Source organism: Usitatibacter palustris, from assembly GCF_013003985.1.
Lineage (GTDB): Bacteria > Pseudomonadota > Gammaproteobacteria > Burkholderiales > Usitatibacteraceae > Usitatibacter > Usitatibacter palustris.
In genome coordinates, this window is the sequence record NZ_CP053073.1 from 2652628 (window position 1) to 2669330 (window position 16703).

Below are 16703 nucleotides of genomic sequence, written 5' to 3' on the forward strand. Positions count from 1 at the left end.
TTGTCTTCGAAGGCGTAGCAAAAGAGAGTCGTGACAGCATCATTTGGTCCGTGGCATCGCGAACAACCACCCACGAAGCCAACCCATAAAAAAAAGCGGCCCCACCCCTCCGGCCCGCAGCATCGAGATTGGGGCCGTCATCGCGGTGTACTCCGGAACCTGCCACCGAGCGAGGGCAGGCAACGGCAAGATTCCCGCGAGGGTCCCCTCTCCAAACTTCGATGCGGCGGGGAGGACTGTGGGTGGCGGCTTTTTTTTCCGGGGTGCCTTCGTGAACAATGATCGAGATGCCACGGGCCAAATCATGCTGTCTGGGCCCTGACCGAATGAGCCGTCGAAGGCACCCCGGGAAAAAAACCGCCACCCACAGGCCTCCCCTTCGTCGCCAGCCACCTCACCAACTCCTCACCGTCTTGTGCGTCAGCGCCGGCAGGCTCTTGCGAATCTTCTGCTGATAAGTGGGGTTCACGCCGGCAACGACAACCCCCGAACCGCGCGGCAGGCGATCGAGGACGACACCCCACGGATCCACGATCATCGTGTGCCCATGCGTCTCGCGGCCGTTCACGTGATAGCCGCCCTGCGCGGGCGCGATCACGTAGGCGAGGTTTTCGATGGCGCGCGCGCGGATCAGCGTGTCCCAGTGCGCCTTGCCCGTCGTTTCGGTGAACGCGGAAGGCACGAGGATGAGGTCGACATCGCCCATGGCGCGATAGAGCTCCGGGAAGCGCAGGTCGTAGCAGACGGAAATGCCCAGCCGTCCATAGGGAGACTCCACCGTGACCACCTGGTTCCCCGGCTCGATGGTCCGTTCCTCGGAATAGCGCTCCTGGCCCATCTCGAAGCCGAAGAGGTGGATCTTGTCGTAGCGGCAGACGAGGCGGCCTTCCTGGTCGTAGACGAGGCAGGAGTTGCGGACCTTCTCGTCGTTGCTGCAGGCGAGTGGCACGGAGCCCCCGACGATCCAGCAGCGATGCCGTTTTGCCTGCGCGGAGAGGAACGACTGGATCGGGCCTTCGCCTTCGCGTTCGCGGGCGGCCACCTTGTCGGTGTCCTTCATGCCCATGATCGCGAAGTATTCCGGGAGCGCGATGATCCGCGCGCCCGAAGCGGCGGCGAGCTCGATCAGGCGGCCGGCCTCCTGGAGGTTCGCCGCGACGTTCGGGCCGGAGGCCATCTGGATGGCCGCGACACGGAACATCGACTGCGTGATGACGAACGTCTCGCGGAGGGCTTCGGGCGTCGTCGAATTCTTGGTGATGATCATTGCGGGGGGATCTTCGCCGGCTGCGCCGCCTCGGCCGTCGCCTTCGTCGCTCGTGGCGGCGGCACCGAAACTGGCGTGACGGAGGGATTATCCCATGTCCCCGTGACGAGGTATTCGTAAGCCACGACCTTGCCGAGGGGATTCTGGAGGAGCTTGGAAACGAGCAGTGTCGACAATCCGAGCACGGGGGTGCCCAGGACGGTGGCGGCAAGCGCCACGCTCTCGCCGATCTCGGGCACGACACGCAGCGTGAGCGACTGGGTTTCGCGCGGCAGGGACACCTCGCCCACCATGCTCACGAAGGCCGCGGGGCCGCTGATCTCGAGGTCGTCGGTGAGCAGGATGCCGCGCGCGACCTTCACGTTCGCGTTGATCGAGTTGAACGCGAAGCCCTCGGAGAAGACATCGCGGAAGTCGAGCGTCACGCGCTGCGGCAGCGACTGCAGCGACAGCAGGCCCAGGAGTTTGCCCGCGCCGGCCTGGATCTTGTTGAACTGGCCGCGCGCCGCGCTCAGCTTGAAGCTGCCCTGCAGGACCGAGGGATCGAACTCGTTGGGGAAGCCGGGCCACGCGAGCGTGCCCTGCAGCTTCGCCGTCCCGCCGCGAACGTAATCGCCGAAGCCGAACTGCTCGAAGAGCGCGTTGAGGTTGGAGGTGTCGAGCGCGAGGTCGAGCGTCGTGATCGAGCCCGTGGCCGTCTGGCGCCACACGCCCTTCGACTTGAAGGTCGTGTGCGGATTGAGGATGTCCAGGCGCTCGATGCGCCACTCGTCGCCGGTGGGTTCGGCCTTGAGGTCGAGGCGGCCCAGCGAGTTGCCCTTGAAGTCGAAGCGCTCGGCGACGATGTCGAGCGCGGGAAGGTCGCCGGCCCCTCGCTGCTCGCCGTCGCGCGGCGGGCGCGCTTCGCGCGCGGGCTGCGGGCCTTGCGGCCGAAGTGCTAGCCGCGACAAGCGCGCGACCACGCGCCCCTTGCCTTCCGAGCTCCACGCGACGTCACCGGCGAGATTCTGTCCTTCGAGGCGGCCCTTCCATTCGGTGCCGACGCGCTCGAGGCGCGCGGAGACGTTCGGGAACTCGCGCTGCGTGAATTGCACGCGATCGAGCTTGAGGTCGAAGCCGCGCAATTCGGTCCCCGTCGCGATGCGGGCGTCCGCGACGGCGCGCGCCCGCGCGGGGAAGACCGCCTGCCACGCGTCGAGGTCGAGATGGGCGAGCTCGCCGTAGAGCCACACGCCGTCCTTGATCGGTTCATCGGCAAGCGGTGCGCCGAACTTGAGCGCGCCGTGCCAGCGGTCGCCTTCGGGCGTGCGGCGCGTGCCGAAGCGGCCGTAGATGCCGCCGTCGAGCGAGGCCGTAGTGACTTCGTTGTCCGAGCCCAGCTGGCGGATCGCGATCGTGAGCGGCCGCGCCACGGCCTCGGCCTTGTCGAAGGGCGCGGGCAGCGCGACCTCGAGGCCCTTCAAGTCCGATTCGATGCGCAGGTCGCTGCCTCCGCGGCCCGACACGAGCGCCGCGCGCCAATCGATCCCGCCCGTGAGCCGCGCGGAAATGGCATCGGGAATGTAGGCGCCGAGCACCGGCATTGCGATGCGGCCATCGAGTTCCGTGAGCAAGGTTCCATCACCCTGCGTATTGATCTTCAGGCGCGCGGGCTGGCCGAACATCGTTCCGGTGAGCTCGGGCGCGCGCACGCCCTTCTCGGTGAACTGAAGCTTGCCCTTCACGCCGTTGAACGAAAGCGTTTGCCCGACGCGCGCGTTGGCGCCATCGAACAGGTAGTCGCCCGTGATGCGCGCCGACTCCGTTCCGTAGAGCGGCCAGCGCATCGCGATCCCGAGCCGCGCGGGGCCGTCGATCTGCACGGCGCGCGTGAAGGCGCCCGGGCCGTTGATCAGCGGGCTTTCGCGCAGGAACTTCACGCTGTCGGTGCCGCCGGTCACGATCTGCCCGCTGATCTCGAGGATCGGCGGCTGCGCGAGCAGATTCGCGATCGTGGCCTTCGCTTCCTTCACGCGGCTCGAGAAGATCGTCGCGCCGTCCGAGCGGATGTCGAGCTGCGCGCCTTCGAAGACGAGGTGGGCGTCGATCGCATCGATCGAGGGCCAGTCGGGGTGGTACTTGAGCTTCACGCCGTGGATGTCGCCCTCGACCCAGAACCGGCCATCCTTGCCCTCGACGAACGGGAAGTGCCAGAGGTCGCCGCGGACTTCGAAGCGCGCGCGTGTGCCGGTGCCGCCGCTCACCGCACGCGCGAGCCAGCCCCGGGTGTGCTCGTAGCGCGACGGCAGGTAATCGACGACGCGCGAAGGCTCGAAGCGCGACAACGTTCCCTTCAGTTCCGCATGCCCGGGCTTGCTGCCTTCCTGGCCCGCGGGCAGCGAACGCCAGGTGCCCGACACTTCGCCCTCGACGTCGGCGTTCGCGAAGCGCGCCTCCTCGATGGCGACTTCGATCCCGGCCGGGACGACCTTCCAGCGCGTGGTGGTCTCGAGCCGATCGAACGTGAACGGGACGGGAAACTTCTCGGCGATCTCGAGCGAGGCCTTCTTCGAGGCGAGCTTCAGCGTGCCGCCCTTCTCGTCACCCGACACGCTGCCCGTGAGTCCCTGCACCGCCGGGTAGCCGTTCACCGCGTTCACCGCGAGGTCCTCGAAGTTTCCGGAGACCGAAAGGGTGCTGGCCTTCGCGAGGCTCTCCCCGCGCCAGGCGAGCGTGGCCTTGCTGATGTGCCCGCGCGGCGCGTACTGGAGCACGTGCCCCTTCACGTCGCGCGGCACCGGGAAGTAGTCGAGCAATGTCGCGGCGAGCTTGAGATCGATCGCGTCCGCAGTCACCTCGCCACGCGGGCCGCGTTCGTCCTTCGCGAGCGTGACCGCGAAGGTCGCCGGCTTGGACTCGGCGCCGCCGCGCGTGCGGATGCGAAGGTCCTTCGTCGCGAACGAGAACCCGCCCGCCTGCTTTGCGTACGTCGCGCGGCCCGAGACCGACGCGAGCTCGAGCGGCAGGAGGTCGGCGGCGAGTTGCGCGCGCGCATCTCGCATCGCGAGATCGGCCGTCACTTCACGCATGCCCTCCGGGTCGATCTCCGCCCACAGACGCACGCTGCCCGATCCGCTGCGCAGGCTCTCGGGAAGCGGCAGGTGCGTGCGCAACCTCGCAAGATCCGCCTGCAACGCTTCGGCATAGAGCGAGCCCACCACGCTCCAGCGCTGGTCCTCGTGCTTCAACGCAAGGTTCGCGCGCAGCTCGAGGCGCGCGGCCAGGTGGGCCGGCGGCTTGGCGATGAGTGCCGCGTGATGCCGGCCGCCGCGGCGGCGAATGAGGATCTCCACGCCCGACAGGCGCACCTCAGGAGCGGACACCTTCTCGTCCTGCCAGACGAGCGTCGCATCGGTGATGCGCAGGCTCGGTTGCGCGAGCAGCCAGCGCGCGAACTCGCCGTCGCCGGGGCCGGCCGCATTGAGCGGCTTGTCCGCGAGGTAGATCAGCCCGTCTTTGCCGCGGCGAAGCACGAGCTGCGGGCCATCGAGTTCCACATGATGAAAGCGCACTTCGCCCAGCAACAGCGCCCACCACGAGAGCGTGGCTTCGGCATGCTGCATGCGAAGCACGGTCGCGCCACGGTGGTCCGCGAGCCCGAAGTCCTGCATGGACAGGCGCGGACGAAGGCCGCCCCATCCCCCATCGATGCGCGCCATCGAAACCTTCATGCCGCTGGCCGATTCGAGCGACGCGATGATGCGCGGGCGCATCGATTCGACGTCGGGAAGGGCGACATAGCGCAAATAAAGGACGGCGCCCGTGAACAGGACGAGCGCGGTCATGCCGGCGCCTACGGCCAGGCGAACGAAGATGCGCGACAGGGTCTTGATGCGGTGAGCCTCGGGCTTGCTTTTCACGGTATTGTAGCCGCAATGAGCGACCGTCCCTTCTCCGCGGCCCTCGAAAAAACCCTCCGTCTGTCCCCGTTTTGCGCGCGACTTCTCGCTGCGCGCCCCGCCCTCCGCGACGAGCTCGAATCGACGTCCGGCCGGCCCTTCGGCCGCGAGGAAATGCGGTCACGGATCCAGGAAGGCGATTCGCTTGCGGACTCCCTTCGCGACCTGCGCGCCGCCGTGCTCCTGCGCCTCGCGCATCGCGACCTGAACGGCCTCGCGCCGCTCGCCGAAGTAGTGGCCACGATGACCGATCTCGCCGAGGTCGCGATCGGTGCCGCGTGTGCGCAGGCAGAGCGCGAAGCCACCGCCGCGCATGGCGCCCCGCAGGCCGGTGTCGCGGGGCCCGGGCTCATCGTCGCCGGGCTCGGCAAGCTCGGCGGTTGCGAGCTCAACGTCTCCTCGGACATCGACCTCGTCTTCATCTACGGCGAAGACGGCGAGACCTCGGGGCCGCGACCCATCTCGCACCCGGAGTACTACGCGCTCGTGGGCAAGCGGCTCATCGCGCTGCTCGCCGAGATCACCGAACGAGGGCAGGTGTTCCGCGTCGACATGCGCCTGCGCCCGTATGGAGATTCGGGCCCGCTCGTGTGCTCGCTCGCCTCGCTGGAAAACTACTTCATCGCCCAGGCGCGTCCCTGGGAACGCTACGCCTGGCTCAAGGCCCGCACCGTGAGCGGCGCGGCCGTGCCGCTGCAAGCGCTCATCGATCCCTTCGTGTATCGCCGCTACCTCGACTACGGGCTGCTCGGCGCGCTGCGCGAGCTGCACGCGCGCATCTTCGAGGCCGCGGTGCAGCGGCGGAAAGCCGATGACATCAAGGTCGGCGCGGGCGGCATCCGTGAAATCGAGTTCGTCGCGCAGTTGCACCAGCTCGTGCGCGGTGGACACGATGCGGGACTGCGGCTCACGTCTACGCGCGAGGCGCTCGCCGCATTGGCGGCACGCGGCCTGATCGAGCCCGCTCACAGCAGCGGACTCAACGAGGCCTACACATTCCTGCGCACGCTCGAGCACCGGCTCCAGTACTACGACGACCAGCAAACGCAATCGCTGCCGGTCGCTGCGGAGCATCGCGCGGCGATCGCCGAGGCGATGGGCTTCACGGCATGGGAGCCGTTCCTTGCCGTGCTCGACGGGCATCGCGCGGTCGTCCAGGAATCATTCGCCGCCCTTTTCGATCGCCCCCCGTCATCGGGCACTGGCAATGTCGTCGCACGGCTCAACGATCCGCAAGCGACACCCGACGTCGACGCGCTCGCCGAGGACCTCGCGCGCATCGGACTCACGGACGCCACGCCGGTCGCCGCTCGCCTGGTCGCGCTCGCCACCTCGCGGCGCTATCGATCGCTCTCGAGCGCGTGCCGCACGAAGATCGATGCGCTGCTGCCGCTCGTCGTGGAGGCCGCGGCGCGCGAAGGGGGAAAAGCCGAGACGGCGCTGCGCCTCTTCGACATGATCGAAGCAATCGACCGGCGCGAGGCTTACCTCGCCCTCCTGGTCGAATACCCGCAGGTCCTGCAACGCGCCGCGCGCCTCGCGGCCCGAAGCGCGTGGGCCGCGCGCTTGCTCGCCCGCCACCCGATCCTCCTCGATGAGTTGCTGCGCACGGCCGCGAGCTTCACCGCGACCGATTGGGAAGCCGAACGCCGCGAGCTTCTCGCCGAATGCGCCACCGTGGCTTCGGACACGGAGCGCCTGCTCGACACGCTTCGGCATTACAAGCAACGGCACATGCTTCGCTTCACGATCGCCGACCTCGAAGGCGAGTTGCCGGTGATGGCGCTTTCCGACGAGCTCTCCGCACTCGCCGATCTCATCCTCGAAGCGACGATGCAGGAAGCCGCCGCGAGCCTTGGGCGCCCGCGCGGGCCGATTCCCGGCTTCGCCGTGATCGGCTACGGCAAGCTCGGCGGCAAGGAGCTGGGCTACGGTTCGGATCTCGACATCGTGTTTCTCTATGACGAGGCGCTCGCCGGCGAAGCCGAAGTCTTCGCGCGCATCTCGCAGCGCGTGAACAGCTGGCTCACGAGCCACACGTCCGCGGGCATCCTCTACGAAACGGACCTGCGCCTGCGTCCCGATGGCGCGGCGGGGCTGCTCGTGAGTTCGATGGCGGCGTTCTCGGACTACCAGGCCAAGCGCGCCTGGGCCTGGGAGCACCAGGCGCTCACGCGCGCGCGCTTCTGCGCGGGCGACGTGAGGCTCGGCGCGCGCTTCGAGAACGTGCGCGATGCGGTGCTTGCGCAACCGCGCGATGGCGCGAAGCTGCGCGAGGACATCGCCGCGATGCGCAAGAAGATGCGCGACGAGCACAAATCCTCGAAGGACCTGAAGCACGTGCGCGGCGGCGTCATCGACCTCGAGTTCTGCGTGCAGGCGATCGTCCTCGAGCACGGACCGGCGCATGCGCAGCTGCGCGAGAACAAGGGGAACCACGAGTTGCTGCGGCGCGCGGGCGACCTCGGACTGCTCGACCCGGCGATCGCGATCGCCGCGGCCGACGCCTACCTCGCGCTGCGCAAGCGCACGCACGAAGCCGCGCTCAACGATGCAGAGCTGGGAGCGGTGGCGGAGGGGGAACTGTCGGCGGAACGTGAAGCGGTGCAGCGACTCTGGGCGGAGGTGTTCGGCGCCTAGGAGGTCGGCTGGATGCGGCTCATGAGGTGGAACACCTGCATGCGGCCCTTGCCCTTGATCTCCACTTCGTGCGCTTCGTCGAAGCGGAAGCGGTTGTGCAGGCGCCGGTAAGTCATGAGGTCGACCTGGACCGCGCCCGAATACGCATCGGAGGCCATGCGGAACGCGACGTTCACCGTGTCGCCCCACATGTCGTAGATGAATTTCTTCTTGCCGATGACGCCGGCCACCACCGGGCCCGTGCCGATCCCGACGCGCAGCTCGACGCGTTCACCGGTGCGTTCGCGATACTCGCGGATGCGGTCCTGCATCTCGAGCGCCATCGTCGCCACGGCATCGGCGTAGTGGATGTTCGCACCCGTATCGAGGCCCGCGGCGGCCATGTACGCGTCGCCGATGGTCTTGATCTTCTCGACGCGATGCTTGTCGGCGATCTCGTCGAACATCGAGAACACGTCGTTGAGGATCTTCACGGTCTCGACCGGCGAGAGCTCCTCGGTCATCTTCGTGAAGCCCACGATGTCGGCGAACATCACCGTGACGTCCGCGTGGCCCTGCGCGATGTTCACTTCATTGCGCTTGAGGCGCTCGGCGATCGGGGCCGGCAGGATGTTCAGGAGCAGCTTGTCGCTGCGGTCGCGCTCGAGCTTGATCTCCTCGTGCTGGCGATCGACCTGCATGCGCAGCTTCTGCTTCTCGCTCGCGAAGTACCACAGCAGCGAGTAGATCATCACGGAGATCGCGGCGAAGTTGAGCACGAAGAAGACCGCCACGGTCTGCATGTCGAAGCGGCCGGTCGTTCCCGACAGCAGGTAGTCGAACACGCCCGCCATGACCGTCATGAAGAGCCACGCGAAGAACCACGGCACCGACTGGCGCGTGCCGAGCACCGTGACCGCGCCCACCGGCGCCATCAGGCCCCAGAGGCTCACGCCCGACGACGTCACGAAGTTGCCGATCGCCCACTGCATGGCGAAGGGCGCGAAGAGGATGAGGCCGAGCTGGATGACCGCGAAGGTGACGAGCTTGCGTGTCTTCCAGTAGAGCAGGATCGTCGCGGCGGCGAGGCCCTGGAAGACGAGCGGAATCGCGGTCGAATACTGGTGACCCATGCTCCAGTAGACGGCGAGCCACAGCGCGGCCGCGCACATCATGAAACCGGAGGTGAGCATGAGCATGTCGCCGGAAAGCTTTTCCTCCGGCGTCATCGCGGGGGGCGCAGCGGGGTTCTTCGCTTCTGCGGGCAAAGGCAGCGCGCTCATCTCGCAATCAGGAACCAGCGGCAGTGAATGGTCTGCAGCATGTGCGCGTCGATCTTATTTTGGGCTTGTCCCTTGTCGTTTGATTATGGCACAGGAGCCCGCCCACAGGGACCGGGCCGCGAGCGTGTAAAATTCACCGTTTCAGCCTGCATTCCGGAGCCCCATTCCCATGTCGATGGCAGACCGCGACGGTCAGATCTGGTACGACGGCAAGCTCGTGCCCTGGCGCGAAGCCAATACCCACGTGCTCACGCATTCCCTGCACTACGGCCTGGCCGTCTTCGAAGGCGTACGCGCCTACAAAACAGCGATCGGCACCGCGATATTCCGCCTGAAGGAGCACACGGACCGCCTTTTCAACTCGGCCAAGATCTACATGATGGACGTGCCGTACACGAAGGAGCAGCTGATGGAGGCGCAGCGCGAGGTCGTTCGCGTGAACAACCTCGAGTCTTGCTACCTGCGGCCGCTCGCCTTCTACGGCTCGGAGAAGATGGGCGTGTCACCCATCGGCGCGAAGGTCCACGTCGCGATCGCCGCGTGGCCCTGGGGCGCGTACCTGGGCGAGGATGGCCTCAAGAACGGCATCCGCGTGAAGACCTCTTCCTTTGCCCGCCACCACGTGAACGTCACGATGGCGCGCGCGAAGGTCGCGACCACTTATGCCAACTCGATCCTCGCCAACCTCGAAGCGACCAAGGATGGCTACGACGAGGGACTGCTGCTCGACACCGACGGCTTCGTGGCCGAAGGCGCGGGCGAGAACATCTACATCGTGCGCGAGGGCAAGGTCTACACGCCCGAGCTCACGACCGCACTCGACGGCATCACCTGGCGCAGCGTGCAGCACATCTGCGCGGACCTGGGCATCCCGGTGGAGAAGACGCGCCTCACGCGCGACGACATCTACATCGCCGACGAAGCGTTCTTCACCGGCACCGCCGCCGAAGTCACGCCGATCCGCGAGCTCGACCGGCGCGTGATCGGGTCGGGCACGCGCGGCCCCGTGACGGAGAAGATCCAGACGGCGTTCTTCGACATCGTCAACGGCAGGAACGCGAAGTACCACCATTGGCTCACCCCGGTGAAGTGACATGGCCCTGCCCACCGAGCTCAACCAGAAGTTCGTCGAGGTCCACGCCACGGACCTGCCGCTGCATTGCCCGCTGCCTTCGCAGAAGCTCTGGAACACGCACCCGCGCGTGTTCCTGCCGATCGAGAGCACCGGCGAATCGCGCTGCCCCTACTGCAGCACGCTCTACCGCCTCGCCGGCGGACCCGTGACCGGGGGACACTGATCCGGACTCTCGTCGTCGCGCCCTCGTGGGTGGGCGATGCGGTGCTCTCCCACCCGATGCTCGCGCGCCTGAAGGCGCGCGATCCCGACGGCTGCATCGACGTGATCGCCCCGCCCTGGGCGCTCGCCGTCTTCCATCGCATGCCCGAGGTCGCTGAAGCGCGCGCGCTGCCGTTCGGCCACGGCGCCATCGAGCTGGGCGCGCGCCGCCGTTACGCGAAAGCGCTTCCCCAGTACGACCGCGCGATCATCCTGCCCAACAGCCTGAAGTCCGCGCTCATTCCGTGGCACGCGCGCATTCCCGTACGCACCGGCTATCGCGGCGAGATGCGCTACGGGCTGATCAACGACATGCGCCGCCTCGATCCACAGGGCCTGCCCCTGATGGTCGAGACGTTCGCCGCACTCGCGCAGCCCGCGGGCGAACCGCTCGCGCGCCCCGTTCCCGAGCCACGCCTCATGGTGGATTCCGCCGCTCGCGCGGCGACGGTCGCGAAATTCGGGCTTGCGACCAACACGCCGATCGCCGCGTTCGCACCCGGCGCGGAATATGGCGCGGCGAAGCGCTGGCCCGCGACACACTTTGCAACACTTTCGCGCGAGCTCCTCGGCCGCGGCTGGCAGGTCTGGCTCTTCGGCTCCGGGAAGGATGCCGCCATTACCGCGGCGATCCAGCAGGAAGCGGGCGGGGCCTGTCTCGACCTGGCCGGCAAGACCTCGCTCGCCGAAGCCATCGACCTGCTCTCGCTCGCGACCCACGTGGTGAGCAACGATTCGGGGCTCATGCACATCGCCGCCGCCCTCGACCGGCCGATGTCGGCGCTCTTCGGCTCCTCGAGCCCGGGCTTCACGCCGCCGCTGTCGGCCAACGCGCGAGTGATCTCCCTCAACCTTTCGTGCAGCCCCTGCTTCAAGCGCGATTGCCCGCTCGGCCACACGAATTGCCTCGTCCAGCTCGAACCCGCGCGGGTGCTGGCTTCGCTCGACTTGCGCTAGCGCAACTCACGCCCTCGCGCCAATCGCCTACAATATCCCCGTGAGAATCCATGGCCCGACCCGCATGAGAACCACCCTCCTCGCCGCACTGTTGATCGGCACCGCCATGGTGCCCGCCGTTGCCGCGGATGCCGAGCATGTCCAGGCCGTCGAGGCCTGGCGCACGCGAGTCGAAAAGAGCCTCCGCCAGGACAACGGCTGGCTCACCCTCGCCGGCCGCTACGTCATGAAACCGGGCGTGAATACCTTCGGCACGGGCGCGAGCAACGCGATCGTCCTTCCGAAGGGCCTGGGGCCCGAGCGGATCGGCACGATCGAGGTCACGCCCGGCAAGGTCACGATGAAGCTCGCTCCCGGGGTCACGATGACCAAGGACGGCGTGGCCTTTACCGAACGCGAGATGGGCACCAAGACCGACAACCGCGACTGGGTCGCGCTCGGCCGCGCCACCATGCATGTGATCGAACGCGACGGGAAATACATCCTTCGCCTCGCCGACAACCAGAGCAAGGTGCGCGAATCGTTCGGCGGCCGCGTCTGGTACGCCGTCGACGAGACCTACCGCGTGAAGGCGAAGTTCGTGCCCTATGCGCCGGGCAAGAAAGTTCCGATCGTCAACGTGCTCGACGAAGTTTCCGACGAGCCCTCGCCCGGCTACCTGGAGTTCACGCTGAACGGCAAGACGCAGCGGCTCGACGTCGTCGGCGACGACGAGGGTCTGTTCACGATCTTCCGCGACGACACCGCCGGGAAGACCACGTATCGCCCGGGCCGCTTCCTCTACGTGGAGAAGAAGCCCGCGCCCAACACCGAATTCATGCTCGACCTGAATCGCGCCTACAATCCTCCGTGCGCATTCAGCGAATTCACGACCTGCCCGCTGCCGCCTGAGCAGAACATCCTCAAGGTGCGCGTCGAGGCCGGAGAAAAATACCCCCCGAAAAAAGCTGGCTGACCCTGGAGCCCAACATGAACAAGAAAATCGCCCTCGCCGCTGCATCCCTTATTTCCTGCGCGGCGCCGTTCGCCCATGCGGCCGATCCCTGGGATCGCGCCTTCACGTTCCAGATCGGCGCGTTCCGCGCTGAAGCCGACACCAACATCCGCCTCGACGCGGACGTCGGCGGTGGCATCGGCACTTCCGTCAGCCTCGAAGGCGACTTCGGCATGCAGAAGACGAAGACGCTGCCGACGTTCGACTTCCTCTGGCGCATCAACAATCGCCACGGCATCGACGGCTCGTACGTGACGCTCGACCGCAACGGCAGCCGCACTCTCACCGGCAGCATCAATTGGGGCGACGCCACGTTCCCCATCAACACCACGGTGAACTCGCACTTCGAATCCGACACGCTGCGCGTCGCCTACCGCTACTCGCCGATCAACGACCAGGGCACCGAGCTCGCCTTCCTGCTCGGCCTGCACTACACGAAGTTCAAGGTCTCCGCCGGCACGGCCGCCGGCACCGTGAGCGACGAGGCCTCGGTGGACTTCCCGCTGCCCACGATCGGCATCCTCGGCTCGGCGCGCTTCGCCGAAACCCTGCGCATCATGGGTTACGGCCAGTTGCTGAAGGTGAAGATCGGCGATTACGACGGCGAGCTGGTCAACTTCGCCGTGGGCCTGGAGTGGGCGTTCCACCCGCAGGCGTACGTCGGCGTGGGCTACAACTACTACAAGTACAACCTGGTCTCGGAAAAGGGCGGCGCGCGCGGCGAGTTCGACTACCGCTTCGACGGGCCGACGGTCTACCTGGGCTACAGCTTCTGAGCCCCGGCATCGCCTGAAAAAAAACCGGGGCTTGCCCCGGTTTTTTATTGCCCGGTGTAAGCCGGCGGCGGCTGCGTGAAGTACGCGTGGAGGATGTGGTAGACCATCAGGTAGTTCTTCTGCTGGAAGCTCGCGTGCGAGATGCCGTTCATCACGGTGAATTGCTTGTCGGGATGCGGCAGGCGCTTGAAGAACGCCACGAGGTCGTCGAAGCCCGCGATGCCGTCGTACTGCCCGCGCATCACGATCGTGGGCACGGGGATCTTCTCCGGATCCACGACCGGCAGCTTCGAGCACATGTCGATGTAGGTTCCGTTGGGCATCGAGTCGTCGAGCGCGAGGATGGCGTCGGCGAACGCATCGACCACGCGCTTCTCGGCGCAATCGGGATGGTCGCGCTCGAAGATCGAGTAGACGAACGCGCGATCGATCGGACGGCGCTTCGACGCGAGGAACTGCGGCAGCTTCTTGCGGCGCTGCTCGAGCGTGGGGCTGCCTTCGCCCGTCCAGACGAACGCATCGAGCGCCAGGCGCGCGACGCGGTCCGGATGGCGCTGTGCGAAGAGCGCGGCGCGCAGCGCACCCGATGAAATGCCGTAGATCGCGAACTGCGTGATGCCACGCTTGGCGCGGATGTAGTCCGTCGCCGCGGCGAGGTCGTCGGCGCCGTTGGCGATGTCGCAGGTGATGTCGCGCTTCTTGTCGGAGCGGCCGTAGCCCTCCATGTCGACCGACCAGCACGTGAAGCCGCGCTCGGCGAACCAATCCATCACCGATGAATCGGGCCGCCCCGGAACCGTGAGGTCGAAGGTGGGCTGCGAGGCCATCGACGAGCCGTGGACGAAAAGCACCGCGGGCTTGCCTTCGGGCGATCCCTCGTACTTTTCCCAGAGGAAGAGCCGCACGTCGCCCTTGTTGGTGAAATGTTCGTTGCCGGTGATCTTCTTCATCGTGTTCATTCCACCTTGGCGCCGGTCTCGCGAATGATCTTCGCCCAGCGGTCGCGTTCCTCGCGGAAGTAGGCATCGAACGCCGCGGGCGTCCCGGCCAGGATTTCCAGCGAGTGATGATCCATATAGGTCTTCACCTCGGGGGTCGCGAGCGAAGCGGTCAGCTCGCGCTGCAGGCGCTCGAGGATCGGCGCGGGCGTGCCCTTCGGCGCAAGCAGACCGAGCCACACGTACGCTTCGTAACCCTCGAGCCCCGCCTCCTTCAGCGTCGGCACGTCGGGCAGCGCGGGCGAGCGCTTCGCTCCGGTCACGGCGAGCGCGCGAAGCTTGCCGGCCTTGATGTGGCCGAGCATTCCCGCGAGCCCCGGGAACGACACGGGCACGATGCCACCGAGGAGATCCGTCGTCGCCTGGCCGCTTCCCTTGTAGGGCACGTGCGTCATCTTCACGCCGGCCATCGTCGTGAACATCGCTGCGAACAGGTGTTGCCCGCTGCCGTTGCCCGAGGATGCGTAATGAATCAGCCCCGGATCCTTCTTCGCCGCGGCAATCAATTCGGCCACCGACTTCGCCGGGAACGCAGGATGCACGACGAGCACCCCGGGCTCGCGCGCGATCAGGCCGATCGGCGCGAAATCATCGATGGGCTGGAAGTTGAGCTTGGAATAAAGGGTCGCGCTGATCGCGTTCGTCTGCGAGGCAAGCAGCAGCGTGTAGCCATCGGCCGGGGATTTCGCGACCGCCTCGCTGCCGATCGTGGCACCCGCGCCCGGACGGTTCTCGACGATGACGCCCTGGTTCAGGCGCTTGGCGAGCTCGGAAGCCACCATGCGCGTCGGTCCATCGACCGCGCCGCCCGGCGAGAACGGCACGATGATCTTGATGGGACGCGAGGGATAGTCCTGCGCGAATGAAGTGGTGCACGCGGCGAGCGCGATGACCGCGGTGATACGCGAAACGAAACCCACGAAGCGCCTCCCGGATCGAGCGAGGCGCCTACTTTAGTGGGATTTCGCGGTGTCGGCGAGGAGCTTCGCGAGGCCGATGGGGTCGACGGGCTTCACCAGGTGATGGTCGATGCCCGCCGCGACCGAATTGCGCTTGTCTTCTTCCTGGTCCCACGCCGTCGTGGCGATCACGACCGCGCTGCGGCCCCAGTAACGCTCGCGCAGCTTGCGAGCGATCTCGAAGCCGTTCATGAACGGCAGGCCGATGTCGAGCAGCACGACGTCGGGGCGGAACTCCTGGCCGATGGCGAGCGCGTCGGGGCCATTCGTGGCGATGCGCACTTCATTGCCGAGCGCTTCGAGAAGCTTCCCGAACGAGATCGCGGTGTCGGGATGGTCCTCGACGATGAGGATGCGAAGCCCCGAACCGAGCACGCCCTTGGCGCTCTCGCTCAGGTCGCGAGGCTTGCCCGCCTCGAACTCGGTGGCGAGCCCCACGTTGCCGTACACATGGCCCATGCGCTCTCCCGCTTCGGAGACGGTGACCTGCACCCAGGACGCCTCGTGGACGACGTCGAGCACGACGCGGCTGGCGGGAGGCGCCTTGCGGGCCGCGCCGAGGATCATGTCGGCAAACACGCGCGTGAGGCGCTCCGGGTCGGCGCGAACCACGATCGCGCGGTCCGGCAGCGACGCCTCGATGCGATGCCCGAGGTTCTCGACTTCGGGCCGGGCCGAGTCGATCGCATCGCGGATCACGCTGACCAGTCCGACGAGCTCTTCGCCGGTGGATGCGAGGCCGCGAGCGGACTGGCCGAATTCGTGGTTGGTAGGGTTCTGTTTTTCCATGGTCGTGGGGTACCTGCAATATTTATTTCTACGGGCATGGTTGCAGCACTCAAAGGGCGGTGATGCCAGCAGAGTCCTACAAGGGCAAACTTTCATCCGGTATCCTTCCCGGCGATGCCTACCCGCCTACAACGGCGCTTCGCGCGCGCCGGGGACCTCGGACTTTCCCTTGGAGAGTTCCGCCGCCTGGCCGCCCTCGACACCCCCCAGAAGATCCAGAAATTCCTCAATGCCATCCCGATCAACTTCGAGATCGGCGGCGAAACCCTGCTTTCCGTCCGCGAGGTCCTGCAACAGAACCGCGCGCACTGCATCGAGGGGGCCTATGTCGCGGCCGCCGCCCTCTGGGTCCACGGCGAACCCCCTTATGTGATGCATCTCGATTGCGAGATCTCGGATTTCCCGCACGTCATCACGCTCTTCAAGCGGGGCGGATGCTGGGGCGCGCTCTCCAAGACGAATGGCGCATACCTTCGCTATCGCGACCCGGTGTACCGGACGCTGCGCGAGCTCGCGATCTCGTATTTCCACGAGTACTTCAACAAGCGCGGGAAGAAGACGTTGCGAAGCTACTCTGGCGCGTTCGACCTGCGGCGCATCGATCCGCACCTGTGGGTGACCAACGGAAGCCAGTGCGTCGAGGCCCATGACCGGCTGCGCGACCTGCGCCACTACGACCTCATCTCGCGGCGCCAGGAAAAGCTCGTGGTTCGCCGCGACGCCTTCGAGATGAGCGCCTCGAAGATGCTGCAGTGGCCGCCGCCCCCGAAGGGCGGACGGCGCTAGC

The 16703-nt window shown here is 66.8% G+C and carries 13 protein-coding genes; 7 read left to right on the forward strand and 6 right to left on the reverse strand.

Going from position 1 to position 16703, the window contains the following annotated elements:
• Positions 1 to 394 precede the first annotated feature (394 nt).
• Together DSM104440_RS12940 and DSM104440_RS12945 are read right to left on the reverse strand one after the other, a co-directional pair.
• Positions 395 to 1267, reverse strand: coding sequence for a carbon-nitrogen hydrolase family protein (locus tag DSM104440_RS12940; RefSeq protein ID WP_171163278.1), 873 nt, complete (start codon positions 1265 to 1267; stop codon positions 395 to 397).
• Complete coding sequence (locus DSM104440_RS12945) at positions 1264 to 5166, reverse strand: YhdP family protein (RefSeq protein WP_171163280.1); 3903 nt, start codon at positions 5164 to 5166, stop codon at positions 1264 to 1266. The genes DSM104440_RS12940 and DSM104440_RS12945 overlap by 4 nt, the downstream gene beginning before the upstream one ends.
• A 15-nt stretch (positions 5167 to 5181) precedes the next feature.
• Here DSM104440_RS12945 and glnE point away from each other — a divergent pair, with 15 nt between their 5' ends.
• A complete protein-coding gene (gene glnE, locus DSM104440_RS12950) occupies positions 5182 to 7845 on the forward strand; it encodes a bifunctional [glutamate--ammonia ligase]-adenylyl-L-tyrosine phosphorylase/[glutamate--ammonia-ligase] adenylyltransferase (RefSeq protein ID WP_171163282.1) in 2664 nt (887 codons plus the stop codon).
• On the opposite strand, the gene DSM104440_RS12955 is transcribed toward glnE, so the two are convergent.
• Positions 7842 to 9107 (reverse strand): adenylate/guanylate cyclase domain-containing protein, encoded by a 1266-nt coding sequence (locus DSM104440_RS12955; protein ID WP_171163284.1) that lies wholly within the window; start codon positions 9105 to 9107, stop codon positions 7842 to 7844. The genes glnE and DSM104440_RS12955 overlap by 4 nt on opposite strands.
• 169 nt (positions 9108 to 9276) lie before the next feature.
• Between DSM104440_RS12955 and DSM104440_RS12960 the strand changes: the two genes are divergently transcribed.
• The 5 genes from DSM104440_RS12960 (at position 9277) to DSM104440_RS12980 (ending at position 13170) form a co-directional block, all read left to right on the forward strand.
• On the forward strand, positions 9277 to 10200 hold the full coding sequence (locus DSM104440_RS12960; protein WP_171163286.1) for a branched-chain amino acid transaminase: 924 nt from the start codon (positions 9277 to 9279) through the stop codon (positions 10198 to 10200).
• A gap of 1 nt (position 10201) precedes the next feature.
• Positions 10202 to 10405 carry a zinc-finger domain-containing protein gene (locus DSM104440_RS12965; RefSeq protein ID WP_171163288.1) on the forward strand — a complete coding sequence of 68 codons (204 nt, stop codon included), beginning with the start codon at positions 10202 to 10204 and terminating at the stop codon, positions 10403 to 10405.
• Positions 10406 to 10446: 41 nt separating this feature from the next.
• Positions 10447 to 11400, forward strand: a complete 954-nt coding sequence (gene waaF / locus DSM104440_RS12970) for a lipopolysaccharide heptosyltransferase II (RefSeq protein ID WP_246211990.1) — start codon at positions 10447 to 10449, stop codon at positions 11398 to 11400.
• 64 nt (positions 11401 to 11464) lie between these two features.
• Positions 11465 to 12355 (forward strand): DUF1684 domain-containing protein, encoded by an 891-nt coding sequence (locus DSM104440_RS12975; RefSeq protein ID WP_171163290.1) that lies wholly within the window; start codon positions 11465 to 11467, stop codon positions 12353 to 12355.
• A 14-nt stretch (positions 12356 to 12369) separates the two neighbouring features.
• A complete protein-coding gene (locus tag DSM104440_RS12980; protein ID WP_171163292.1) occupies positions 12370 to 13170 on the forward strand; it encodes an outer membrane beta-barrel protein in 801 nt (266 codons plus the stop codon).
• Between the two features lie 44 nt (positions 13171 to 13214).
• Here the strand turns inward: DSM104440_RS12980 and DSM104440_RS12985 are convergent, their stop codons facing one another.
• From DSM104440_RS12985 to DSM104440_RS12995, 3 genes are read right to left on the reverse strand one after another with little or no spacing between them, the layout of a single operon-like run.
• On the reverse strand, positions 13215 to 14120 hold the full coding sequence (locus DSM104440_RS12985; RefSeq protein WP_212758064.1) for an alpha/beta hydrolase: 906 nt from the start codon (positions 14118 to 14120) through the stop codon (positions 13215 to 13217).
• 5 nt (positions 14121 to 14125) lie between these two features.
• Positions 14126 to 15088 carry a Bug family tripartite tricarboxylate transporter substrate binding protein gene (locus tag DSM104440_RS12990; RefSeq protein WP_171163296.1) on the reverse strand — a complete coding sequence of 321 codons (963 nt, stop codon included), beginning with the start codon at positions 15086 to 15088 and terminating at the stop codon, positions 14126 to 14128.
• A gap of 33 nt (positions 15089 to 15121) precedes the next feature.
• Positions 15122 to 15916 (reverse strand): response regulator, encoded by a 795-nt coding sequence (locus DSM104440_RS12995; RefSeq protein WP_171163298.1) that lies wholly within the window; start codon positions 15914 to 15916, stop codon positions 15122 to 15124.
• Positions 15917 to 16030: 114 nt separating this feature from the next.
• Here DSM104440_RS12995 and DSM104440_RS13000 point away from each other — a divergent pair, with 114 nt between their 5' ends.
• Positions 16031 to 16702 carry a hypothetical protein gene (locus DSM104440_RS13000; RefSeq protein WP_171163300.1) on the forward strand — a complete coding sequence of 224 codons (672 nt, stop codon included), beginning with the start codon at positions 16031 to 16033 and terminating at the stop codon, positions 16700 to 16702.
• Position 16703 lies beyond the last annotated feature (1 nt).

Coding starts and splice junctions, on each gene's coding strand:
- DSM104440_RS12975 (WP_171163290.1), top strand. CDS start 11,465: ATGAGAACCACCCTCCTCGCCGCACTGTTGATCGGCACCGCCATGGTG.
- DSM104440_RS12995 (WP_171163298.1), bottom strand. CDS start 15,916: ATGGAAAAACAGAACCCTACCAACCACGAATTCGGCCAGTCCGCTCGC.
- DSM104440_RS12940 (WP_171163278.1), bottom strand. CDS start 1,267: ATGATCATCACCAAGAATTCGACGACGCCCGAAGCCCTCCGCGAGACG.
- DSM104440_RS12955 (WP_171163284.1), bottom strand. CDS start 9,107: ATGAGCGCGCTGCCTTTGCCCGCAGAAGCGAAGAACCCCGCTGCGCCC.
- glnE (WP_171163282.1), top strand. CDS start 5,182: ATGAGCGACCGTCCCTTCTCCGCGGCCCTCGAAAAAACCCTCCGTCTG.
- DSM104440_RS12960 (WP_171163286.1), top strand. CDS start 9,277: ATGTCGATGGCAGACCGCGACGGTCAGATCTGGTACGACGGCAAGCTC.
- DSM104440_RS12980 (WP_171163292.1), top strand. CDS start 12,370: ATGAACAAGAAAATCGCCCTCGCCGCTGCATCCCTTATTTCCTGCGCG.
- DSM104440_RS12965 (WP_171163288.1), top strand. CDS start 10,202: ATGGCCCTGCCCACCGAGCTCAACCAGAAGTTCGTCGAGGTCCACGCC.
- DSM104440_RS12985 (WP_212758064.1), bottom strand. CDS start 14,120: ATGAAGAAGATCACCGGCAACGAACATTTCACCAACAAGGGCGACGTG.
- DSM104440_RS13000 (WP_171163300.1), top strand. CDS start 16,031: ATGCCTACCCGCCTACAACGGCGCTTCGCGCGCGCCGGGGACCTCGGA.